Raw genomic sequence first — 23,539 nt, forward strand, 5'->3', positions numbered from 1 at the left:
TGCTCCTTGTGCGGTCACCACCACATGCTCGCATCCACGCGGAAAACATTCACGTCGGGCCGAGTGGCGCTGATCGTGCGCAGGGTGTCTTCATCAGCCGTCGCGGAGCCGAACCCGTCCGGGGTTGAAACCGACGACGGAGGCTGGACACACAGCTCCGACCGCGTCGGGTCGTTGCACTCGCGCTGGTTGTACACGTAGCGGCTGTACTGGATGACGAGCATCTCGTTGCTGACCCAGCTCGAGCGGAACACCACACGAGGGCTCAAGATCATGAACGACTGCTCGGGCACTCGGCTGTTCGGCTGCAGACGATCCGCGCGCGCTCCGACGCCGAACCACTTGAGCATCATCCACTCGAGGTCGGCGCCGTACTTGACCTTGCGCAGGCCATCCACGCGAGAGTTGTCGCTCTTGACCCAGTTGAGCATGCCGTAGAGCTTGATCACGACGTCTTCGCCCTCACCCCACCAATCGAACTCGGGGTCCCTCCAGCTGCCGATCAGGTTGCTCAAGCTGATCTCGTATTGCCCCGCCAGGGTGCTGACGGCTCCGTTTCCGCGACTGCAACCCGCGGCAGTCGGGGTCTCGAAACAATCGCGGGTGTCGAGGTAGTTGCCGGTGATGCCGTGGTCGAACTCTCCGCCGCCGTCGGAGTGGATCACATTGATCGCCGGTGCGACGGTCAGCGCGTCCTTGGCAACCACGCGGCTGAAGCCGGCGTACAGCAAGCCGAAGCCGTGAAAGTCCAGGCGCACGTCGCCGCCGTAGACCATCAGGCTGCCGTCGGGCTGATCTTGCAAGGGGTCCTGGTTTCGGTCCTCTTCCTGTGTCCACGAGGAAAGGAAGTGGAGTCCCACTTCGTAGTCCTGCATCAGCTGGGCCCACAGGTGCTCGTGATGCAGCAAAGTGAAGCGCGTCTTGTTGAACACGTCGGGATCGGGACGGCGGGTGCCGAAGCCTTGCTCCGCCTTCAACGTCACCCCCGGCAAATCGTGCTCGTAGCGCGCGGTGTACCCCATCACGGCGGTGCGCCCGAACAGATAGGTGTCGTACTCTCCCGCGTCGTAGCGACCCATTTCTCCGTACAAACCCCAGTGCGCACCGGCGCGGACCTCGAAGCGGTCTTCGCTTCCGAGATCGGGGGTGAGGGTCACGAATGCCTGGCTGATGCCGAGCTGCGCTTCTTGCTCATTGTACGAAGCGTCGGTGAAGTTGTAGGCCTGGAGTCCGACGGTACCCTTCGCGAAATCTTTCCCCACGGATAGATAGAGCTCCGCCCAGTCGCGCTGATTGTGCCGAGTGTACTGCCAGCTCAGGTACTGATCGTCAGGTGTGAGCGCGTTGTGAAGGGTGGTCGAGCTCTGGCCATCAGCCGGGTTGTCCCGCTTGCCGATCCCAAGCCGCATTGGGGCACGAAAGAAGCCGTGGAACTCCGTAACCAAGCCTTCGGAGCTGCCTGGTCCGCTGGTACTGGTAGGTGTATCCCGACTCTCCCGCTCGGCTCTTGCAGTTTCCCGGGAGCCTTCCGGCGTACTGTCGGTATCGTCACCGCCGACGATCACGGTTTCCTGTGCGGAAACTCTAGACGGAGCCACCACAATCGCGATCAGCACGAACGCAGCGCACAGCGCCAGGTTCAGGCTACGGGAGGACGGAGCAAGCATGCAGCTCGCGCTACAGCGAAACTCGTGCCACGCCGCACCCGCACCCGCCTCCTGGTCCGTCAAGCGAGCGTTCGCGCTGAAGCGCGTAGCCGGCGGAGCGAGCGCGATCCGAGCATGAGCCAAACCGGCCACGCCGGTGATTGATTTCCGCCCGGTACTAGGGAGAGAACGGCACTGGGTGTTCCGGATCGGGAAGATCCCCGGGATCGAGGGCATCCCTGGAGATTGCCCAGCAGCGCTCCGACGAGATGGGCGTTTCTGAGCGCAAGATTGGTCATTTTTGACACCCGCGACACTTTGCTAGCGCGGAAAACTCCGAGTGCGCTGCTCGCCCAAGTCACGGCGCGACCTCCGCGCGGTCACCGGCGCGGGCGGCACGCCTCTCGCAAAGTGAATCGAAGACCCATCAACACCCTCATGGACTTCCGCCGAACTACTCACCCGTTGCGCTGCTGGCTCGCCCTCCTGCTCTGCGCCTTCAGCGTGGGCTGTGAGCCAGAGTCTCGGGCTCCAGAGCCGGGCGTCCTGGTGATCACCGAGAGCGAACAGACCGCCTCCTACGTGAGGAACTTCAACCCGCTACTTGGTGCGGGTCGCTGGGCAGCGAACCACGCGATCTACGAGCCGCTGCTGATCTACAACGTGGCGCAAGGCCGCTACGAACCCTGGCTGTCCACGAACTACGCCTGGAGTGACGATGGGCTAGCGCTGTCCTTCACGACTCGAACCGGGGTGAAGTGGAGCGACGGCGAGGCGTTCAGCGCGCAGGACGCCGCCTTCACCTTCGAGCTCTTGCGCCGCTTCCCCGCCCTGGACATCAACGCCGTGTGGAAATTCCTGGAGCGTGTCGAGACGCTCAGCGAAAACCAGCTCCGCTTGCGCTTCAAGCGGCCTTTTGTCCCAGGTTTGTACTACCTCGCGAGTCAACCCATAGTCCCTGAGCACACCTGGCGGGACGTAGAAGATCCGGTCACTTTCGCCGATCCGAACCCGGTGGGCACGGGGCCGTTCACGGAAATCGAGAGCTTTCAGAGTCAGGTCTATCAGATCGGGAAGAACCCCAACTACTGGCAGCCGGAGAAGCCCAAGCTGAAGGCGCTGCGGTTCCCTGCGTTCCCGGCCAACGACCAGACGAACCTGGCCTTGATCCACGGGGATCTCGACTGGGCGGGGACCTTCGTCCCGGCGATCGACCGCACCTTCGTCAGTCGCGATCCGGATCACCACCGCTACTGGTTCCCGCTGATGCAGGGCAGCGTGCTGCTGTATCCGAACCACACGCGCGCGCCGCTGGATGACGTGCGCGTGCGCAAGGCGCTGAGTCAGGCGATCGACCGCAAGAAGCTGGTGCAGGTCGCGCTCTTCGACTACTCGCGCCCCGCGGACGCGACGGGCCTATCCGACGCTTACGCGAAGTATCGCGACCCCCAGGCTGTCGCGGCGGGCGACTGGGTGAACTACGACCCACAGCAAGCAGCCACCCTGCTTGACTCCGCGGGGATCAAGATGGCCGCCGACGGACTGCGCCACCTGCCCTCGGGAGAGCCGTTCGAGCTCGAGATCAACGTGGTGGCGGGGTGGAGCGACTGGGTGCGCTCGGCGCAGGTCATCTGCCGAAACCTCGAGCAAGTCGGCGTCAAAGCCACCCTCCGCAGCTACGACTTCGGTGCCTGGTTTCAGAAGCTCCAGCGGGGTGACTTCTGGCTCAGCCTCGGCTGGACCGAGGAGGGTCCAACGCCGTATTCGCTCTATCGCGGGTTGATGGCCACGGAGACGAAGCAACCTTTGGAAGAAGAAGCTGCCACCAACTGGCACCGCTTTGCGTCAGCAAAAGCCGACGCCTGGTTGAGGGAACTCGAGCGCACGACGGACCCGATGCAAGAACACGCGCTCTACGCCTCTTTGCAGCGACTGTTCGTCGAGCAGGCTCCTGCCTTGCCACTCTTCCCGGACGTTTCCTGGGGGGAATACAACCTCAAGCGGTTCAAGGGCTTCCCGAATGAAGCGGATCCCTATGCGCTCCTCACCCCCAACAAGGCTCCCGACAGCTTGTTGGTCCTCACGCGCCTGGAGGCGAAATGAAGAGCTTGAGTCGGGCCTCCGCGGGGCTGAAGTTCGTGCTGCGACGCCTGGGGTTCTACCTGATGGCGGCTTGGGCCTCGATCACGCTGGCGTTCTTGATCCCTCGCTTGATGCCGGGCGATCCCGCATCCGCGATGTTCGCGCGCTTCAAGGGTCAACTCAAACCCGAGGCGATGGACGCGCTCCGCCAGGCCTTTGGCTTCAGCGACGCCCCGCTCCACCAGCAGTACCTGAGCTACCTGGGACACGTGCTGCGAGGGGATCTCGGGGTCAGCATCAGTCACTTCCCTGCCAGCGTGAACACGGTGATCGGTGGGGCGCTCTTCTGGACGCTACTGCTCGCTGGCGTCTCCGTGGTGTTGAGCTTTGGCGTTGGGACCGCCCTCGGCGTGATCAGCGCGTGGAAACGCGACGGTAAGCTTGACCGATTCGCACCCCCTGCCCTGATCTTTCTCGGCGCTTTTCCCTACTTTTGGCTCGCGATGCTGGCGTTGTTCCTGCTCGGTTTCGAGCTGGGTTGGTTTCCGCTGGGACACGCCTACGCAGATCACCTCACGCCGAGCTTCTCTTGGGGTTTCATCGGTAGCGTTCTGAAGCACGCGATCCTCCCGGCGCTGACCATCGTGGTCGCAACCCTCGGGGGCTGGATGCTGTCGATGCGCAACACGATGATCTCTGTCCTGGGAGAGGACTACATCAGCCTCGCGCAGGCCAAGGGCCTCCACAGCCGGCGGGTGATGTGGACCTATGCCGCACGGAATGCCTTGTTGCCCAACGTGACGGGTTTTGGCATGGCGCTCGGCTTCGTCTTGAGCGGCTCGCTGCTGACGGAGATCATCTTCTCCTACCCGGGTCAGGGCTATCTGTTGATTCAGGCGGTGAGGAGCCTGGATTACCCGCTGATCCAGGGATTGTTTCTGACCATCACGCTCGCGGTGCTGGGGGCCAACTGGCTCGTCGACATCGCGTACGCTTGGCTCGACCCGAGGACGTGATGAGGGGTCTGCTCGCTTCGAAACAGGCGGTCGTCGGCCTCTCCCTGTTACTGTTGTTCGCGCTCATCGCGATCGTCGGACCTTACCTCGTGCAGGATCCAACCGCGTTCGCCGGCGTGCCGCTCGAGCCGCCTTCGGGTGCTCACTGGCTCGGCACCAATGGGCAGGGTCAAGACGTGCTGGCTCAGACCATCGCAGGCGCGCGCATGTCGCTGCTGGTTGGGTTCGCCGTCGGCTTTGGGGTGGTGGCGATCGGCGCCGTGGTTGGCACCGCAGCGGGCTTCTTCGGGGGCTTCATCGATGACGCGCTCAGCCTGCTGATCAACGTCTTTCTGATCATGCCGGGTCTCCCGCTGATGGTCGTGATCGCCGCCTACCTGCCTCCTGGACCGGTGACCATCGCTTGGGTCTTGATCTTCACTGGCTGGGCCTGGGGAGCTCGCGTGATTCGCTCCCAGACTCTTGCCCTGCGGAACAAGGACTTCGTGTCCGCAGCCATCGTCTGTGGTGAGCATCCGCTGCGCATCATCTTGTGGGAGATCTTGCCAAACCAGAGCGGCCTCCTGGTCTCGTCATTCATTGGCGCCACGATCTACGCCATCGGCGCTCAGGTCGGTTTGGAATTCTTGGGGTTAGGAGATGTGTCTCAGGTGACGTGGGGCACCAACCTCTACTGGGCTAGCAACGATGCTGCGCTGCTGACGGGTTCCTGGTGGACGTTCGTGCCGACAGGGCTGTGTGTGGCCCTCGTAGGGCTCGCCCTCGGGCTCCTGAATAACGCAATCGATGAGCTCTCGAACCCGCGCCTGAAGCGAGAAAACGCCTACGAACGCCGGATGCGCGAGGCGGGAGTCACGAGCGGCGGCGCGACGGCCGTGCTGCTGAAGCGTCGCCCGTCAGTGCCACCCGCCGTTGACGCGGTCGAAGCGCTGGGGGGCGAATGAGCCTGCTGGAAGTCTCGGATTTGCGGATCGACTACATCACGCAGGCGGGAGACGTCTCCGCCGTCGACGGCGTCTCTTTCCGCGTGGACGAGGATCAGATCTTCGGGCTCGCCGGGGAGAGCGGCAGTGGGAAGTCCACGGTAGTCCAAGGGATCTTGCGCCTGCTCAGGCCTCCCGCCGCGATCACCGGAGGCAGCGTGCGGCTACTCGGGAAGGACCTGTTGGCGATGAGCGAAGCGGAGCTACGCCGAGTGCGCTGGCGGGACGCCTCGCTCGTGTTTCAGAGCGCGATGAATGCGTTGAACCCCGTGCTGCGCGTTTCCGAACAGCTCACGGACGTGATGCTGGCCCACGAAGCGCTCTCACCCCCAGCCGCACGGAAACGCGCGGAGGAGCTACTGGAACTCGTGGGCATCGACTCGACGCGCCTCGATAGCTTCCCCCATGAACTCTCCGGCGGGATGCGGCAACGGGTGGTGATTGCCATCGCCCTCGCTTTGCGCCCGAAGCTCTTGATCATGGACGAACCGACCACCGCGCTCGACGTGGTGGTGCAAAAGGAGATCCTCGCGCAAATCGCGGAGCTGCGTCATCGCTTGGGCTTCTCCGTGTTGTTCATCACCCACGATCTTGGGCTCATGCTGGAGTTCTGCACGCACATTGGGGTGATGTACGCAGGCAAGCTGGTGGAAGTGGCAGAGGCCGATGAGATCTATCACCACCCGCGGCACCCCTACACCCAAGGCCTGCTCGCGTCGTTCCCCGATACGGCAGGTGACCAGACGTCCCTCGAAGGCATCCCCGGCTCACCTCCCGATTTGCTTCATCCACCGCCAGGCTGCCGCTTTCACCCGCGCTGCAGCCAAGTGCAGAAGCGCTGTCACGCGGAGCTGCCCCAGCTCGTCTCCCTGGGGGGCAATCACCTGGCCGCTTGCCATGTCGCCCGTCAGCCGTAGTCACCTCGCGGAAATGACCCATGTCCACCTCTGAACCACTGCTGGAGCTGCGCGGGCTCTCAAAGACCTTCTCCCAGAGGCGCGGGCTCAGCATGCGGCACGTGCACGCCTTGCGAGACGTCAGCCTGCGAGTCCACGCGGGCGAGATCGTCGCCCTCGTCGGAGAGAGCGGAAGCGGCAAGAGCACGGCGCTCAGGCTCGCGGCGCGACTCACCGACCCGAGTACGGGCGAGCTTTGGTTCAACGGGCAAGCGGTGCCACTCAAGCGTCGCCCGGGCGCCGAGTATCGCCGCCAAGTCCAGCTGATCTTCCAGGACCCGTTCGCTTCGCTGAATCCGGTGCACCGCCTCGGCTACCACGTGGAGCGTCCACTGGTTCGCCACACGCGGCTGAGCAAACGTGACGTCGAGCAGCGGGTGCTCGAGCTGTTTGACCAAGTTGGGCTCAGCCCCGCCGCGGAGTTCGCCAAGCGCTACCCGCACCAGGCGTCGGGCGGCCAACGTCAACGCGTCGCGATAGCGCGCGCGCTCGCAGTCACCCCACAGCTCATCCTGGCAGATGAGCCGACCAGCATGCTCGATGTGTCCATCCGCGTGGGGATCCTCAACCTGATGCGGGAACTCAAGCAGGAGCGCAACATCGGCTTCCTCTACATCACGCACGATCTGGCCAGTGCGCGCTACATCGCCGACCGAACACTCGTGCTGTATGCGGGGCAAGTCGTGGAAGAAGCGAACAGCGCCGAGCTGATGCGCGAGCCGCTCCACCCGTACACCCGGCTGCTCCTGAGTGCGGTCCCCCGGCCTGGAGGCAACATCCTTTCGCCCTTGGCGGCGAAGAGCGGCTCCCCGAATCTTCAGCAGCCGAGCGTCGGCTGCGCGTTCGCCGGGCGCTGCCCGGAAGCCGTTCAACGTTGCCGCGAGGTAACTCCTGAGCTTGCACCTGTCGGCGCTGGCCGCAGCGTGCGTTGTCACCTCATCGAGAGCACTCGACTCGTGCGGGCGCCCGCCACCAGCGGTCATCTGGAAGCGCTTCCGCTTGTAGCGGCCCGTTAGCCAGCGCCTGGGCCAACTGCGCTGTCAGTCGCCGGCGAAGGCAACGACGACCTGCGCTACGGAGCTGTGTTGCTCGAACAGATCCGTTGCGGCATCCATGTCGAGGGGCACGCCGACCTCGTGAGCCAAGACGATCAGCCCCTCCACATCAGATGGCAAACTGGTGATGGCGTCCCAGCCGGCGATCGGCGTGGCGAGCACCTTGGCCAAGGCGACGGACGCGGCCGCGGGGACCTGGCTATTCGGTCGGTGGTGCTCGCTCAGGGCGATCTTCAGGTCCGGAATCGGCAGCTTGCGAGAGATCACGAGACCCGCTCGCTCGTGGTAGCGGGCCGCGGCCTTGAGCTTCGTGGCCGGCCCGAGCTTGAGCCCTTCCTCACGCTCGTAGCGATCCAACAGCTGAAGGACCACCGGCCACCCCACATCGTGGAGCAGACCACACACGAACGCCGTGCCGCGGTCGATGCCCTGCTTGGCAGCAACGTGGCGCGCGTAGAACGCCGTCGCGACCGAGTGCCGGTACAGCTCGCGCATCAGACCAGCGAACTCGCCGGCCGTGAACACGTTGTCCTTGCACGCCACCACCAGCGCGATGTCACGGATCCGCATGGATCCCAGCTGAGCGACAGCGCGATCGATCGTCGTGATCGCCACCCGCGCACCGAACGCCGCCGAGTTCGAGAGCCGCAACACTTCCGCCGTGAGGGACGGGTCCAGGGCTAGCTCGGAAGCGATTTGCCGCAGATCACTCTCCGGGTCGAGACTCAGCTGAAGCAGGCGGCTGGCCACGGCCTCGAGCACCGGGACCTGGATCTGACCGAGGTCCAGAGTGTCTTCGAGCCATTCCTCGACGTCCGTGGGCAACGGGTCGCCCTCGGAGTGGGCCACCTGAAGCGCGAGGAGTGGCTCGCGCACGAAGGCAGGAGCAACGGACGGAGCGAAGGCTGAGTGCATGCATCTCCAAACGGCCGTTCGTAGAAAGCCTGAACGCATTCAGTGCTTTCTCACCCCCCTGCCCAGGATGTTGGGCTTGCCCGGGCCCGCCACCCCAGGATGTTGCGATGCGCCGTTTTTCAGCGAAGTTCCGCCACTTTCTTGCGTGATTCCGAAGAGATTCGGCATCGACAAAGCCAAGGGTTTGGGGTTACCTGCCCCTTCCCCTGGCCGTCTGCGCAGGGAACGGGCGGTCAGCTCCGCCCCAGGACACCCCGAAGCGGGTGCAAGCAGCCTTGATCAGTTCAGCAAGCGCTCAGACCCATCAGCCCAGCGAGGCCCACTCCGCCGAAGCCCGTGCGCCCCAACGCGCCCTCGCGTTCGTCCCGGAACTCTTCATCTACACCGAGGCGATGATGGTGGAGGGCCCCACGAGCGGTCGTGGGAAGCGCCCAAAAGACGTCGAACTGCCGGTGATGAAGCTGCGCTTCAACTACGGCGGGATCCAGGTGCGCCCCGAGGGCGACGGCGATCTCGACGACCTGGACTTCGATTTCGATCTCGACGGAGAGATCTCGAGCGGCCCCAAGTCGGACGTGGTGGACCGCGATCGGGCGGCCGAGGCCCGCGCCCAGTGCATGCTGGAGACCTTCGGGGCGGTGGATCTGAGCTGCGTGGAAGACGTGATCCCGCCGTTCGGCTCTGAGGCGGACTACCTGGTCCAGTCGAGCAACAACGCTCACTCTCAGTGCTCCTTCATGGCGCACGCCGTCCCGCAGCTCCGCAAGCTCGGGTGGCGCGTCGAGATCCACAAGGACTTCCCCTACCAAATCGTGGAAGGGCACGTGCCCTGGTACGCCGACGTCGATCAACCGGACGACGACGCGCCGGGTTGGTTCAGTCTCGAGCTAGGCGTCGAGGTGTCCGGTGAGCGGGTGAACCTGCTGCCGGCGTTGGTCGAGCTACTCGACTTCTGCCCCGACTCCGAGAGCCTGGACGCGCTGCTCAAGCTGCCTGCCCGCTACCGCGCGATCCCGGTTGGCCCCAATCGCTACCTGCCGATCCAGCCGGAGCGCCTGAAGCATCTGCTCAGCGTCTTGCTCGATCTGTATCGCGGCGGAAACAAGGGCGAAGGCGGAGTCATCGAGTTCGACCCGGGTGCGGTCGGCTGCCTCACTCAGCTCGAGGACGCCATGGGCGAGGCCGGGACCCAGCTCAAGTGGACCGGCGCCCAAGACGTCGTGGAGCGCGCTCGCGCCTTGAGCCGCGCGCCAAGCTTTGTCTCCGAACCCGTGAGCTTGAAGGCGACGCTCCGCTCCTACCAGCACGAAGGCCTCACCTGGATGCAGCACCTGCGAGAGCACGGCGCATGCGGGGTGCTCGCCGACGACATGGGCCTCGGCAAGACGCTGCAGACCATCGCTCACCTCACCAAGGAGAAGGAAGAGCACCGCACGGATCTGCCAAGCCTCGTGCTGGTGCCCACCAGCCTGATCGGCAACTGGCAGCGCGAGACGAAGAAGTTCGCGCCGCACCTGAAGATCTGCGTTTTGCACGGCCCCAAGCGCCATGAGCGCTTCGAGCGCGCCAGCAAGGCGGACGTCGTCCTGACGACGTACCCGCTGTTGGTGCGCGACATCGATCGCCTGGAGGAGATGGACTTCCACTACGTGATCTTGGACGAGGCGCAGGCGATCAAGAACCCGCGCAGCCAAATCGCACGCACCGTACGGCGCCTCAACTCAAGGCACCGCATGTGCCTCACGGGCACCCCGGTCGAGAACAACCTCGAGGAGCTGTGGTCGCTGTTCGACTTCTTGATGCCGGGTCTACTCGGTGAAGCCGCACGTTTCCGCGCGGCTTTCCGTATCCCGATCGAGCGCGAAGGCAACGACGCCCGGCTCGAGGCGCTACGCCGCCGCGTGTCTCCCTTCATCCTGCGTCGACTGAAAGAGAGCGTCGCGACGGAGCTCCCGCCCAAGACGGAGCTCGTGCGCCCGGTAGAAATCCACGGCGACCAGCGTGAGCTGTACGAAGCCATCCGCGTGGCCGCTCACGACGACGTGCGCAAAGCGATCCGCAAGAAGGGCTTCGCCGCCTCGACCGTCGCCATCCTCGACGCGCTGATGCAGCTCCGTCAGGTGTGCTGCGATCCCCGCCTGGTGCACGTTGCGGGTGCCTCGGAGTGCCAAGGCAACGCGAAGTTCGAGATGTTCTTCGAACTCCTCACGACGCACCTCGAGCAAGGGCGCCGCGTGCTGGTGTTCAGTCAGTTCACGCGCATGCTCGCGCTGATCTCCCAGGAGCTCGGCAAGCGCAACACGGGGCATGTGGTGCTGACGGGCGGCACCGCGGATCGCCAAGGGTTGGTGGACCGCTTCGAGGCGGGTGAGGTCGACGTCTTCCTGATCAGTCTGAAAGCAGGCGGCACGGGTCTCAACCTCACCAGCGCCGACACCGTGATCCACTACGACCCCTGGTGGAACGCCGCCGCCCAGGCACAGGCTACAGACCGCGCCTACCGCATCGGCCAAAAGCGCCCGGTGTTCGTCTACAACTTGATCGTCAGCGGCAGCGTCGAAGAGCGCATGCTCCACCTGCAACGCCGCAAACGACACCTCGCGGATACGCTGCTCGGCGGAGGCTCCGCAGCCCCCAAGGCGATCAGCGAAGAGGACATCGACAGCCTCCTCGCCCCCCTGGACGAAAACGAAGACGACTGAAACGTCGCGCGTCGGGCTCTCTACCCAAGGGAACCGCCAAGTTTTTGGGGGTGAGGAGCGAGCCGTTAGACATCATGAGAAGGCGTTTCCAGCGCCTGAGGAAACGTGCGCGCTGCTCCTTCCCGGGGCCTGATCCGTTGTGCCAGCAGATGCCTTTTTCAAAGGGAACCGCCAAGGGCGCCAAGGACGCCAAGATTTTCTTGGGCAGCAATAAACGCATCCGCGCGGCAACATCTGGGCGACTCACGTAGCGCGAACGGGCGCACTGCAGCGCGTCGCGGGGTGCGGAATCTCAATCCCCAAATCCTTGGCGCCCTTCGCGTCCTTGGCGGTCCATCCCTCTCATGACGCTGAATCCGCTCTTCGGCGCACCGGCCGCCTCGCGTCTCAATCCCCAAATCCTTGGCGCCCTTGGCGGTCCATCCCCAGCGACCAGTGACCAACAGCGACCGTTCGGCACTCACGACGTCTTGAGCCTCCAATCCTTGGCGCCCTTGGCGTCCTTGGCGGTCCATCCTAGCAACCAGTGAGCACCAGAGACCGTTCGGCACTCACGACGTCTTGAGGCTCGAACCCCCAATCCTTGGCGTCCTTGGCGTCCTTGGCGGTCCATCCCCTCTCACAGCAGTGAAGCTGCTCTTCGACGCGTTCCAGTTCCTTGCGTGTCTATCGCAGAGGTCACACTCAGCGGGTGCGGGTCACTTTGGACAAGCCCCGCGGCGTGTCTGGGTCGAGGCCCTTGGCAACCGCCAAGGCGTGGGCGAACTGTTGGCCGGGCACGACGCTGACGATGGGGCTCGCCCACTCGGCGACTCCGCGCGGCAACTTGAGGCTGGCTTGACCCCGACGGCAGAGCTCCGTGTCATCGCTCAGCACGACGACGTGGGCTTTGCGTTGCCTGAGCAGCTCCACGAGCTCACTGGCTCCGGCGAGCGCCTGCCCGCTAGGTGCGATCACCAGGCATGGGAAGCCTTCGTCGACCATCGCCACGGGTCCGTGCAGCAGATCAGCGACCGAGTAAGGCTCGGCCACGATGTAGCTGGTCTCCTTGATCTTGAGCGCGACCTCGAACGCCGTGCAGTAGTTGAACCCTCGGCCCAACACCAAAAACTGGCTTGAGCCGGCGAATTCCTGCGCCAACGACTCGATCTGCTGGTTCTTGCTGATGGCGGTGCGCACCGCACCAGGCACCGTCTCGAGCGCCTCCCAGTTGCTCTGCTTTCCGCTCAGGGCGGCGCTCAGCATCCCAAGAGCCAGCAGCTCGCCGGTGTAGGTCTTCGTCGCGGCGACCGCCTTCTCTTCCCCCACGGAAAGAGGGATGCAGGAGTCAGCGCTGAGAGCGAGCGGCGAGCTCGGATCGTTCGTGATCGCCAACGTGGCGCCCCCCTGACGCCGCGCTTCCTCGACCCACGAGACGATGTCCGGTGATTGACCCGATTGGCTGATGCCAATGGTCAACGCGCGTCGCATATCCGGCGGGGCATCGTAGAGCGTGCACAAGGACGGCGCCGCCAGTCCGACACCCAGGCGGTTGTGTGCGCCAAACAGGTACTGCGCGTAGCGGGCCGCGTTGTCCGAGGTTCCACGCGCGGCGATCACAACCCAGCTAGGCTGAAAGGCGCGGATCCGACGCGCTGCCTCCATAGCCGCCGAGCGTCCTAGCTCGAGCAGTCGCGCTAGCGTCTTCGGTTGTTCTTCGATCTCACTCAGCAGTTGACTCATCTCAGCTTCCTCTGGAGGTGCGGTTGCAAGAAGCGAACCGTTTCCGCGGGCAATCGGCTCGCGGGCTGGTTCGGCTCCGCGGGGCAGCCCCAAATCCGCGCTGGGGAGGATCGGGGGGATCCGAGGGATCCCTCGGATCCCCCCTGCAATCGTGTCCATTGCGTTCAGAACCGATGCTCATTCTCGAAAGCGCGGGAAATTGCCTACCTCGGCACCCGCACTTTGTTGCTGGCACACGGCGTGCTGAGTCCTGAGCGATGCCGCTAAGGCCTGGGATCTCCAACGGTAAGCTCTGGAATACTCCGCCGTCGCTGAAACGCTGCGGGGGCGGCCAGTCACGAATCGCTAGCGTGGTGTTCGCCGCGCTGCTGGCGTTGGGGTGCGACGTCGGTGAGTCCGGGTCGTCGAGCGCTGAAGGCGGCAGCTCAGCTGCTGGGGCGTCAGGCGCTGGTGCGAGCGGCGGCGCGGCTCAAGGCGGAGCGGAGCAAGGCGGCTCAGGCCAGGGCGGCTCAGCTCCCGGCGGTGCGGGTCAGGGCGGCTCAGCTTCGGGCGGTAGCGGCGGAACGCCGGAGCCCGGCTGCACGACGGCGACCGACGCGGCGCAGCCCTTTGGAAACCACCAGCTCGCGTATACCTCGGGTGCGATTCTCCCCAGCCACCAGAGCCAAGCACAGCTGGACCAAGCGGTGCGCGACTATTATGCCGCGTGGAAATTTAGGTACCTGGAGGCTGGCTGCGGCGATGCTCGCGCGTATGTCAACGTGCACAACAACGGGCTGACCGTCAGCGAAGCCCACGGCTACGGCATGCTGATCGCCGCCTTCATGGCCGGCGCGGACTCGAGCGCGCGTAGCACCTTCGACGGCCTGTTTCGTTACTTCAAGGATCACCCGAGCTCCGGCGACGGGCGGCTCATGGCTTGGAAGCAGGGCGAGAGCTGCACCAACGTCGACGGCTCAGACAGCGCTACCGACGGCGACCTGGACATCGCCTACGCGCTACTGCTTGCGGACAAGCAATGGGGCTCGAGCGGCGAGGTCGACTACCACGCCGAGGCGCTCAACGTGATCAGCGGCGTCCGCGCCTCCGAGATCAGCGCTGGGGGCTACCTCAAGCTTGGCGACTGGGTGGATAGTGGCGACTACGCCAACGCGACCCGCTCCAGCGACGTGATGCCTGGGCACTTCGCGAGCTTCGCCGCAGCGAGCAACGACAGCAGCTGGACGACCCTACTCGATCAGTCCCTCGACATGTTCGCGACCCTGCAGGCGAACCACGCGGCAACGAGCGGACTCATACCCGACTTCATTCAGAGCCCCTACGCCTCCCCCGCCCCCGTCGACCCTTACTTCCTCGAGAACGCGGCGGACGGCGCCTACGGCTACAACGCCTGCCGCGTGCCGTGGCGTGTCGGCGCCTACTGGCTGACCAGTGGTGACGCGCGGGCGAAGCAGATCCTCGACAAGCAAAACGCCTTCATCCGAGGCGCCAGCGGCGGCGATCCTTGGTCGATCGCTGCGGGCTACGAGCTGAGCGGTCAGCCGTTGCCGAACTCCGGCTACAGCTCTCTCGCGTACATCGCGCCGTTCGGCGTCGGCGCGATGAGCGACGCCACGAACCAGGATTGGCTGAATCAACTGTGGGACACCGTGATCACGATGGGCCTGGCTGACGAGTACTACGGCGACACGCTCAAGCTCTTGAGCCTGATCGCCATGAGCGGCAACTGGTGGACTCCCGCCGCCGCGCCGTGTCCTGACAACTGAACTCCCACACTGAACGTTTTCCCACGGAACCAAACTGCGTGCTTCACTTCTCCTCTCCCCCAACCCCTGCCGCGGCGAAACCCATCGAGTTCGATGGCGCCGCTGCGCACGCACGGTTCTGAGGCTTTCCCCCGTAAGAAACCCGCAAGGAGCTAGACTATGAACACCGCTGCCCTACTCACCCCGCCCCCGCCGCCGTTTGACGTCGCCCCGATTTCGGAGAGCATGGTGCGAGCGATTCGTCCTCCCTGGCAGCGTCAGCTCACGAGCTTCTACGCACTGCAGAACGTGATCAGTCGGCGGCCACAGCTGCCGCTGTATGTGATTCAGTGGGACGGTGAGCGCGGTCTCGAGTGGATGGAACTCGGAGTGCCCTCGGACAACCTGAAGCCGTTCCACTTCGAGATCTTCTACGGCAAGGAGTCGAAGCGCGATCAGTACTACCTCGAGTGCCTACAACGCGCGAAGCTCGCCCAGAGCCTGGTGGTAGAAGAGCTGTTCGGCTTTGCGGACCTGTTCCTGCCCATCAAGTCAGACGACAGCGGCCAGACGTTCCTCTACGCCGGGCAGTTCCTCACGAAGGAGCCGGAGTGGGAGTGGCTGGCTGAGAGCTGGCGTCAGCTGACGGGGCGCGAACCCACGAGCGCCAACGCCGACTTCGTGCGCTTTGTGCGCATGGCGTTGAGCCTGCCGGTGCTGTCCGCGGAGCTCTTGAGCGGTCTCGAGCGCTTCCTCGGCTTCTACGCTGCGTTTCTCACCGCGGAACCGGGGAGCCTCGACATCCAGCAAGACGTCGACGAGCTGAACAGCACGGTGTTCGACAAGCTGTGGCCCATCGACGTGTGGGTGGAGAGCGCGATCAGCGCCGACAAGTTCCACATGACGCCCTGGTACTACGAAGGGCAACTCACGGACTGGCTCAAAGAAGGCATCGGCATCCAGCGCCTGCCGACCACGGCCATGACGCTGATGCCCCTCGAGGCGCGAGTCGAGCCGATGGATCCGGTGCGGGCGATGATTCGCAATGCCCGCATCCAGCGCGCGCTGATCGCCTATGTGCGCGAGTGGCCGGAGACCGCGGCGGTTCCGCTGGCGGACTACGGTGTCTCGTTCATCACCTCACCGCTGCGTGGCAAGAGCGACGTGCGTCAACGTCTGGAGCTGCGTGAGCGAGCGGAACGCCTGCAGCAGTTCGTGTACAAGCAGTTCGGGCTGCGCTCGGTGGTTGGCATCGGGCGCTCACTGCCTGCGGGTTCGTCGCTCTACGAATCGCACCGCCAGGCGGTGTTGGCGCTCCACCTCTGCTTGCAGCTCGAGCAAGACGTGCTGTTCCACGAGGATCACTACGGACGCGAACAGGTCACCTACAGCCAGCTACAAGACGCCGCGACGGATCTGTCGGAGGCATTTGGCCGCCAGCGCGAGACGGAGATCAAGGTCGCTGCGGATCGCTACGTGCGACTGGTCCTGATCCACAGCGACGAGCGCATCGAAGTCGTGCGCTCCCAGTTCCTCGCGATGCTCTTCCAGCTCTTCGGTGCGATTCAACGCCGCCACCCGATGCGACAGGAGGCGCGGGACCGTTTCGCGGCGGATCTGACCCGCCGCGTGGAAGAAGCGACCACCGCCAGCGAGATCATCGACACCTTCAAGGCGGCGCTGGAACGCCTGGCGTTCGTCTCCCAGAAGTCGCTCGAAGGACCCAAGGTGATGCGCCTCGAAGCAACCCTGCAGTACCTGAAGGAGAACTTCGCCGAGCAGCTCCGGCTGCCCGACGTGGCGCGCAAGGCCGGCTTCAGCGTGCCGGCGTTCAGCCGCGTGTTCAAGCAAGCGACCGGGACGTCATTCCTCGCGTACGTCCGCGCAGTGCGCGTGGAGCACGCCAAGCGCCTGCTCGCGACGACGCCCCTCACCACGGAGCAGATCGCCCAAGCTTCGGGCTTTCAGTCGCAGCACCACCTGATCCGCTCCTTCAAGAAGGTCACCGGGGACACGCCGGGCGCCTACCGCAAGGGCAGCGGAGCCTGATCCTTACGGAACTGCCAACAAATCACAAACGGCGCACCCGAACAGGTGCGCCGTTCGCCGTTTGTCACTCCTTGACAGCTATTCGGCGCTCGCCGTCTCGAGCAAGTCCGGCAGCTGCAGCGGTGGCAACGAACGCGCCGAGTGCACCACGCGGGTCGCCACGTTGAAGCCTGAGACTTCAACCGCGAGGGGCGCAGCAACGGTCGTCGAGCCACTCACGACGCGCTCCTCACCGGGGCGCAGCGTCACGTAGTTGTCCTCCCACAACACCGGGAGCACATCCGAGCCATCTGCGTCGCACAGCCGGAGCTCGACGAAGAAAGCGACCCGGGGCCCAGGGTTCTTCAACTTGACGTCGAAGCGCTGCACGCCGGGCTCCCGTCGCACCCGCAGATCCGCCGCAAAATCGCCTGCCTCCGCGAGCTGGCTCAGCGCGCGCAGATCCGCGAAGCGCTTGACCGGGGTGTAGTACCAAGTGCCGTTCGGGAAGTCGATTTCGTCTGCCTCCGCGGGGATCCAGTACCAGTTGCGACTGACGGATTGTCCGCCTTGGAGGAGCTCGAGATCGAGGAACACGACGCCTCCAGGGCTGAGCCCTAGGGCCTCGACGGGCGGCAGCTCGAGCACACGCAGCGCGCCATCTGGACCAACGCTCACGCTCTGGGAGGCGGAGAAGCGCAGCTCACCGCCGAGCCCATACACGCGCACCAGGAGCTCCAGGTCTTCCACGGCGCGGCGATAGTCGCTGGTGAGCCAGACGGCGTGATCGTCGTAGCCGTACAGCACGTGGAGCGGTTCAGAGCCCCGTTGAGTGCCGAAGAAGCCGCCCGCCGGACGCAGGTAGTAGTCGTAGAGGTGCCAGATCAGGCTCGGCCAGGCGTTGTTGAGCATCCACTGCACCACGCCGGTCGCGCGGTACTTGTTGCGCGCGTACGCCTCGAACATCGCTCGCTGACCTTCATAGGTCAAAAGCTGCGCCTTGCGTGCGAAGTCGGCGATGCCTGTGGGCTCCCCCAGGCGTTCGCGCGTTGCCTCGAGGAATAAATCGAGGTTGTGAAACTCCTGACCACCACAGTGAAACTTCCAGGTGTCGTCCGGCGGCCAGTGGTTCTGCGCCGGGAGCATGCGCTGCAGGCTCTCGAGCGGCGGCACAGCGACGCCGGGGCAGATTTCGCTCGCAAAGCCGAACGCGCCGCCTCGCTCCTGGTCCGTGAGCCAGTAGCTTGGCGGCACGTACTCGTACGGGCCCACCATCTTGATCCCACTCGGCCCAGTCACGGGGGTCGGCTTGTTGGCCGCTGAAGACTGCTTGCAGTTCGGCCACGCTTCCGCGTCAAACACCTCGAGGTAGCTCTGCTCGACCCGCGGGGGCGGTGGGAAGTCGCTGCCGTACCACCAGGTCAGCATGCTCGGGTGGTGAGCGACCCGCCGCAGCTGACTTCGCAGGCTTTCGGCGGCGACGCCGTAGTCTTCTTCTTTCCAGTTGTCCCACCTTTCCCAGTGATCACAGCAGCACCACCCGGCGATCACCAGGAGCCCCAGCTCATCGCAGCGCTCGAGGAAACGCCCGCGCTCGAGCATGCCTTCGAAGCGTATTGTGTTGAGGTTCATCGCGACGACGTACTCAATCTGGCGCTGATCGCGCTCCCAGTCGGGTCGCAAGAAGAGGTCCGTCGCCCAACCGGCGCCGCGGATCACCAGTGCTTCGCCGTTGATGCGGAACAGCGTGTGCTCGTCAGGGGTGAGTTCACTTGTTACCTCGCGGATCCCGAAGCGAGCTTGGCAGCGATCGCTCAAGCAGCCTTGCAAGCTGGCGGTGACTTCCAGCTCGAAGAGCGGCTGCTCCCCCATCACTCGCGGCCACCAGAGCGGCGGATCGTCGAGTTCGAGCTCTGGGTGGGCGTCCGCTCGCCACACGACTTGGCGGCACTCACCAGGGCCGAGCTCGACCTGGGCCTCCAGCACGATCCCCAGAGCCGCGATGTCCGCTCGGAGCTGGACACGCTCGGTGTCGCCGCTCAAGTTGTGGAGCTCCGTGTGCACTTCGAGGCGCGCTTGAGAGCCGCCCTCTCCACGTAGCACTCGGCTCTTCACGAACGCTCGGGTGACTCGCACCGCGCCCACACCTCGCAGCCAAACCTCGCGCCAGAGTCCGAGGTTCTTGTCCGGCGGCGACGGGTTCCAGTCCACCCAGGTGATCGCCAGATCGTCCTTGTTTGGCGCCTGGACGGAGATCGCCAGCACGTTCGGCGCGTCCCGATGCACGTAGTCGGTGATGTCGAGCACGTAGTCTCGGTAGGCGCCGACCAGCGTTCCCTCGTCGGCCACCAGCTCTCCGTTGATCCACACGGAGCCACGGTAGTTGAGACCATCGAGGCCGAGCAGCACGCGCTCTCCGAGCTCGGGGGGAGTCTCGAACGTCGTGCGATACCACCACGGAACAGCAAACGGGCTGTCTTCTGGCATGTCGTGGTTGGAGAAGTTGACCGCGGGGGGACCCTGCCCCGGAACGTCGAGCAGGCGCTTGCCAACGAACGGCTCGGGGTACACCCCAGCGTCCACCAGCGCCCCGAGCACGGTGCACGGCATGCTGATCTCGAGCCAGCCAACTTCCTTGCGGATCAGCTCATCGCTGCCGGCGCCGGCGCTAGTGCTTAGTTCTCGGCCATCTCGACCCACGCGCGCGCTGGAGCCCAGATGCCAACCTGCGTTGAGGTCGATCCGATTGTTCACGTTGTTCTCGCTTGCTTGGGTTCGGCGGTTCGCTTCAGCGCGGCGCTTGCATCGCGCTCGCTACGAGCACCAGGTTCGCGTTGTAGTAGATGTCGGGCTCGGTGACGGACCACCAGCCGTTGCCCCACTCGCCCTCGGCCTCGAAGCCACCATCCCAGAGGTCGCTCTGCTCTGCGTGCCACAGCGTGCCTGCCGGCAGCCCTGACCGCAGCGGCTTCGGGTTCTCCCAAAGGATGGTTTTCGCCGGTGCGTTGGGAGCCAGCACCTTCATCTCCATCGCGTTGGGGCCGCCGATCAGGTAGCCTGGGGGAGGCTGCTTCTGGGTTCCCCACTCCACGTGATACATGCGCTCGGGGCCCTTCCCGACTCGCGTCACCATCGAGTAGGCGTTGGGGTTACGACCGAGCACCCAGTGCCATTGATCCCGAGCCGCTTGCCTGGCCCACGTTGCCTCGGGGAATAGCTGACTCACTTCGTGCAGCACGTGGGCCTTCTCGAGCAGGTTCGAGTTGTGACCCCAGTAGTAGCCATCGAGTCCCGTCGCGCAGCGGTACCCGTCTTTCGTCTCCACGCGAGCGCGGAGCGCCTGGGCAGCAGCCAGCAAGCGCTTCTTGGCTTCATCACGCACATCGCTCGGGGTCTTGTCGTCCTTGGCTAGCGTGATCAGTGCCCAGCGGCTCAGGTTGCCCCAGGCGCCGTCGAACAGCTCGTCCGCCTTCGCCTCGGTGGACACCTTGAGCCAGTGCTTCACTTGATCCAGCGCCTTCGGCACCCGTAGGTTGCGCCACACTTCGGCAGCCGCGAGGAAACGCGCACCGTGGTCGGTCTTGAACTCAGGCCCGTCGTCCCACAGCGGTTGCTCGCTGCCCTTGTTGTCCACCATCACCCGCTCCGGGTGCTGCTCGAGCCAGGCCCAGGCGCGGCGGGACGCCGCTTCTGCGCGCTTCGCGAAGGCGGGATCCCAGCGCTGAAAGACGCGGGACGCCAGCGCCAGCACGGCTGCTCCCTTGGCGGTGCTCGCGCTACCGACCCCGCCGATCCAGCGCGGCTTCTTCTCCTTGTCAGCGGGCCCGGCCTCGGACCAGTCGAACACCGCCTCCCGGTGCCGGAAGGCGCCGCTCGGATCTTGCACGCTCAGCACCCAGCTCAGCCCGTAGCGCGCTTCATCCAAGATGTCGGGGATCCCATCACCGCTCTCGGGGATGTTCTGCGCCTTGTCCGCAAACTGATCCGGGTGCGCGTCGTAGGCCATCAAGAGCGCCTCGGCGGTGGGCGCCGTCGAGGGCACGTACATCTCGAAGTTCCCAGCGTCGTGCCAGCCGCCTTCCACCTTCCAGTGATGCTTCTTCGCTGGGTAGTCGTTGTAGTCCCACGCCGTATCCGCGTGGGTATGACACGCCGTCTCCCGGGTGTAGCTGGTGCCTTCCCACTCGGCGAAGGGCGCTTTCAGGGCGGTGCGGCAGCGCTGGAAGTAGAAGTGCTTGAGCCCGGCGATCAGCGACTTGTGATAGACGTCGCTTGCGATTTCGAAGGGAAAGCTCTGAGCGCCGCTCTTGTCTCGCAGCGTGTACTTGCCCGGCGTCTTGAACTCGCTGAAGTCGACTTGCCAGACCGGGTCCTTACTGGCCGCATCGATACCGCGCGCGCTGACCTTTGCCGCGGGGATCGCATACGCCGTCTCCCCGGCTGCGTTGACCACCCGGGGCTCTTGAGGCTCGACGTTGAACACCGCGACTTTGGTCCACTCCGGGGGGTAACCGACGGTGTCCACCTTGATCGCCGGCACGTTTTTCCCAGGCATGGCTGGAGCCGCCACGGGGGTCTGTTTGGTAGCGCCTGGCGCCTGGCCGACGATCACACTGTCGCCGCTGCCGTCAGCCACGGAGTCGCTGCCTTGGGCTGGCTGACCCAGACGACAGCTCGCTGTGGCGCAGCACGAGCCGATGAGCAGCGTGCCTAACCCCAAAACCCTGGAAATCCGTCGAAGCTTCATCGGGGCACCGTTTCGCAGTGGCAGGTATTATCCGCACGGATCACACAGGTCTCGCTCCCCACACAGCCAGCGCAGCCGCCTTGAGGATCCGCCTGGCAGGGCAGGGTCTCCGTCCAGTAGGCCGTCAGGCTGCCGTCTTCGAAATCCTGGTACGGCAGCCAAAAGGGCGGATACGACGGATCGCCGCTACCCACCTTGGAGACGTCCACCGCGAACATCCAGAGCTGCGTCTGGTCGGCGGCGAGGAAGCCGTAGTCCGCCCGGGTGTTGAAGGAGATGAAGAACAGCTGATCGCCGGCTTGAGAGAAGGGCGCGAACTTGGGCCAGGAGCTCTTCTTGCCAAGCCCCGAAGCCGCCTCGCTCGGCGAATACAGCGTGCCCCGAGTAAGCTCGATGCAGTCGCTGCCTGGGCAGGTGTAAGGACCGCCGGAGGTCCTTACCATGCGGATCAACCCATTGGGCGTGGCCTCGGAGGTCGTCTCGAAGTCGTTGCTGCCGCGAGTAGCAGACATGAACGCGAGCCACTTTCCGTCGGGAGACCACGTTGGGTAGTAGTGGAAGTCGTTGCCCGACTGCGGCACCAAGATCTTGGGCGCTGACAACACACCGCCACTGAAGCCGAGGATCGCGATCCCCGAGCGACAGGTGTCGCTGGTCCACACGCAGCCGAACTGATCCGTGTCCCCGGTGGCGTCCGCCAAGGTGACGGCGATGGCGCTGCCGTCTGGGCTCCACTCCGGCAAAATAGGCAGCTTTTCCGCGCCGAACAGCGGATCACCCAGGTCCCAGCGCTGGATCGTGGTGCCGGTTTGGGTCTCTCGCAGCTCGAAATAGGGCGGCCATCCACTGACATCCACGCCGTTGATCGCAGCCATGCTTCCGTCGGGAGACAAAGCCACGTTGTGCCCGAAGTAGTTCGTTGGGCCTTGGGTGTTTCCACCACTGAACTCGCCGGTTGGGAACGGCGTTGGGCCTTCGGGGGGTCTGACGTAAGGGGTCGTCGGATCGTCGGTGGGCGCTGTTTGGATGGCCGCGATGTCTTCACCCTGCTCGGGCGCCACGGCGAAGGCGATGGTCTTGCCATCGCGGCTCACGCTGTGACACGCCACGCAGGCGTAGTCGTTGGTGGCGGAGTTCGGGATGATGTAGTCCACCGCCTCGTGGGAGCCGAAGGTGGCCCGCTTGATGCTGCGGTTCTTCGACGCCCAGTAGTAGAGCGCACCGGCGACCGGCCCCGGTGAAAACTCGAGGGTGGTCTGCGCTGACTCGGTGATCACGCCGCCTGCGCTCGGACCACTCTGTCCGTCGCTACCAAGCAGGCGCACCGTGAAGGGTCGCCCCGCGAAGCGTTGTCCGAGGGTGAGCCACTCGTTGCGCGGCAGATCGATCACGCACTGCGCGTCGCTGCACGGCACGTAGAAGTGGTACTCCGCGTCGCCGCTCAAGACATCGATGCGGAACACCGTGTTCTGCGCGCTGCCTTGGCTGAAATGAAACGCGATCTGCCCGAGGTTCATCGGGTGCATGGACTCCGCGAGGGGGTACACTAGCGAAGCTGCGCCGTCCCCAGTCGTTGCCCCAGAGAAACGGTCGCGGATGTCGTCGGGCAGCGACGGGTCCTTGTAGGCGCCGGTCGCTCCCGGATCCTCGTACTCGAAGGCGGGTCCAATCGGTTCGATGCTGCCGCCGCTGCCTCCGCTCCCCCCAAACCCGCCAAAGTCCGAGCCGCCGCTGCCGCCGTTAGCAGCGCTGCCGCCTTGCCCGGAGCCGCCGGACTGAACCGTGTTCGCGTCGCCCCCTGCACTGCAGCCGCCCGCGAAGCCCAGAGCCGTCCCCGCACCCACGGCGCAGGCGCTCCACAGCGCGGCGTCCAGCCAGCGCGTCAGCCGTGTCGTTCGCTGCTTCATCGCGCCTCCATCACGAAGCAAGCTACCAGGCGGAA

Annotated in this window: 14 protein-coding genes; 8 read left to right on the forward strand and 6 right to left on the reverse strand. The window is 64.9% G+C overall.

From position 1 onward, the window contains the following. Positions 1-14: 14 nt before the first annotated feature. Complete coding sequence (locus H6718_16070) at positions 15-1,667, reverse strand: hypothetical protein (GenBank protein ID MCB9586916.1); 1,653 nt, start codon at positions 1,665-1,667, stop codon at positions 15-17. 417 nt (positions 1,668-2,084) lie between these two features. Between H6718_16070 and H6718_16075 the strand changes: the two genes are divergently transcribed. From H6718_16075 to H6718_16095, 5 genes are read left to right on the forward strand one after another with little or no spacing between them, the layout of a single operon-like run. After that, on the forward strand, positions 2,085-3,749 hold the full coding sequence (locus tag H6718_16075; protein MCB9586917.1) for an ABC transporter substrate-binding protein: 1,665 nt from the start codon (positions 2,085-2,087) through the stop codon (positions 3,747-3,749). A 26-nt stretch (positions 3,750-3,775) separates the two neighbouring features. Further along, on the forward strand, positions 3,776-4,744 hold the full coding sequence (locus H6718_16080) for an ABC transporter permease (GenBank protein MCB9586918.1): 969 nt from the start codon (positions 3,776-3,778) through the stop codon (positions 4,742-4,744). Then, positions 4,744-5,688, forward strand: a complete 945-nt coding sequence (locus tag H6718_16085; GenBank protein ID MCB9586919.1) for an ABC transporter permease — start codon at positions 4,744-4,746, stop codon at positions 5,686-5,688. Before H6718_16080 ends, H6718_16085 begins: the two co-directional genes overlap by 1 nt. Next, positions 5,685-6,644: an ABC transporter ATP-binding protein gene (locus H6718_16090; protein ID MCB9586920.1), complete on the forward strand. Its 960-nt coding sequence runs from the start codon at positions 5,685-5,687 to the stop codon at positions 6,642-6,644. Before H6718_16085 ends, H6718_16090 begins: the two co-directional genes overlap by 4 nt. A 20-nt stretch (positions 6,645-6,664) precedes the next feature. Beyond that, positions 6,665-7,699, forward strand: a complete 1,035-nt coding sequence (locus H6718_16095) for an ABC transporter ATP-binding protein (protein MCB9586921.1) — start codon at positions 6,665-6,667, stop codon at positions 7,697-7,699. 24 nt (positions 7,700-7,723) lie between these two features. On the opposite strand, the gene H6718_16100 is transcribed toward H6718_16095, so the two are convergent. After that, a complete protein-coding gene (locus tag H6718_16100; GenBank protein ID MCB9586922.1) occupies positions 7,724-8,653 on the reverse strand; it encodes an HDOD domain-containing protein in 930 nt (309 codons plus the stop codon). A 275-nt stretch (positions 8,654-8,928) separates the two neighbouring features. Between H6718_16100 and H6718_16105 the strand changes: the two genes are divergently transcribed. Continuing rightward, entirely contained in the window at positions 8,929-11,355 is a 2,427-nt protein-coding gene (locus H6718_16105; GenBank protein ID MCB9586923.1) for a DEAD/DEAH box helicase, read from the forward strand. A gap of 684 nt (positions 11,356-12,039) precedes the next feature. Here H6718_16105 and H6718_16110 read toward each other — a convergent pair. Continuing rightward, complete coding sequence (locus H6718_16110; GenBank protein MCB9586924.1) at positions 12,040-13,077, reverse strand: SIS domain-containing protein; 1,038 nt, start codon at positions 13,075-13,077, stop codon at positions 12,040-12,042. Positions 13,078-13,334: 257 nt separating this feature from the next. Here H6718_16110 and H6718_16115 point away from each other — a divergent pair, with 257 nt between their 5' ends. Further along, positions 13,335-14,843 carry a hypothetical protein gene (locus H6718_16115; protein MCB9586925.1) on the forward strand — a complete coding sequence of 503 codons (1,509 nt, stop codon included), beginning with the start codon at positions 13,335-13,337 and terminating at the stop codon, positions 14,841-14,843. Between the two features lie 159 nt (positions 14,844-15,002). Further along, complete coding sequence (locus H6718_16120; protein ID MCB9586926.1) at positions 15,003-16,871, forward strand: helix-turn-helix transcriptional regulator; 1,869 nt, start codon at positions 15,003-15,005, stop codon at positions 16,869-16,871. 78 nt (positions 16,872-16,949) lie between these two features. Here H6718_16120 and H6718_16125 read toward each other — a convergent pair whose 3' ends face one another. The 3 genes from H6718_16125 to H6718_16135 are packed head-to-tail and all read right to left on the reverse strand — an operon-like array spanning position 16,950 to position 23,504. Continuing rightward, positions 16,950-19,604, reverse strand: a complete 2,655-nt coding sequence (locus H6718_16125) for a glycosyl hydrolase family 2 (protein MCB9586927.1) — start codon at positions 19,602-19,604, stop codon at positions 16,950-16,952. Between the two features lie 34 nt (positions 19,605-19,638). Continuing rightward, positions 19,639-21,597 (reverse strand): glycoside hydrolase family 9 protein, encoded by a 1,959-nt coding sequence (locus H6718_16130; protein ID MCB9586928.1) that lies wholly within the window; start codon positions 21,595-21,597, stop codon positions 19,639-19,641. After that, entirely contained in the window at positions 21,594-23,504 is a 1,911-nt protein-coding gene (locus H6718_16135; GenBank protein MCB9586929.1) for a PD40 domain-containing protein, read from the reverse strand. The genes H6718_16130 and H6718_16135 overlap by 4 nt, the downstream gene beginning before the upstream one ends. Positions 23,505-23,539 lie beyond the last annotated feature (35 nt).

This window comes from Polyangiaceae bacterium (assembly GCA_020633205.1).
Classification (GTDB): domain Bacteria; phylum Myxococcota_A; class Polyangia; order Polyangiales; family Polyangiaceae; genus JAHBVY01.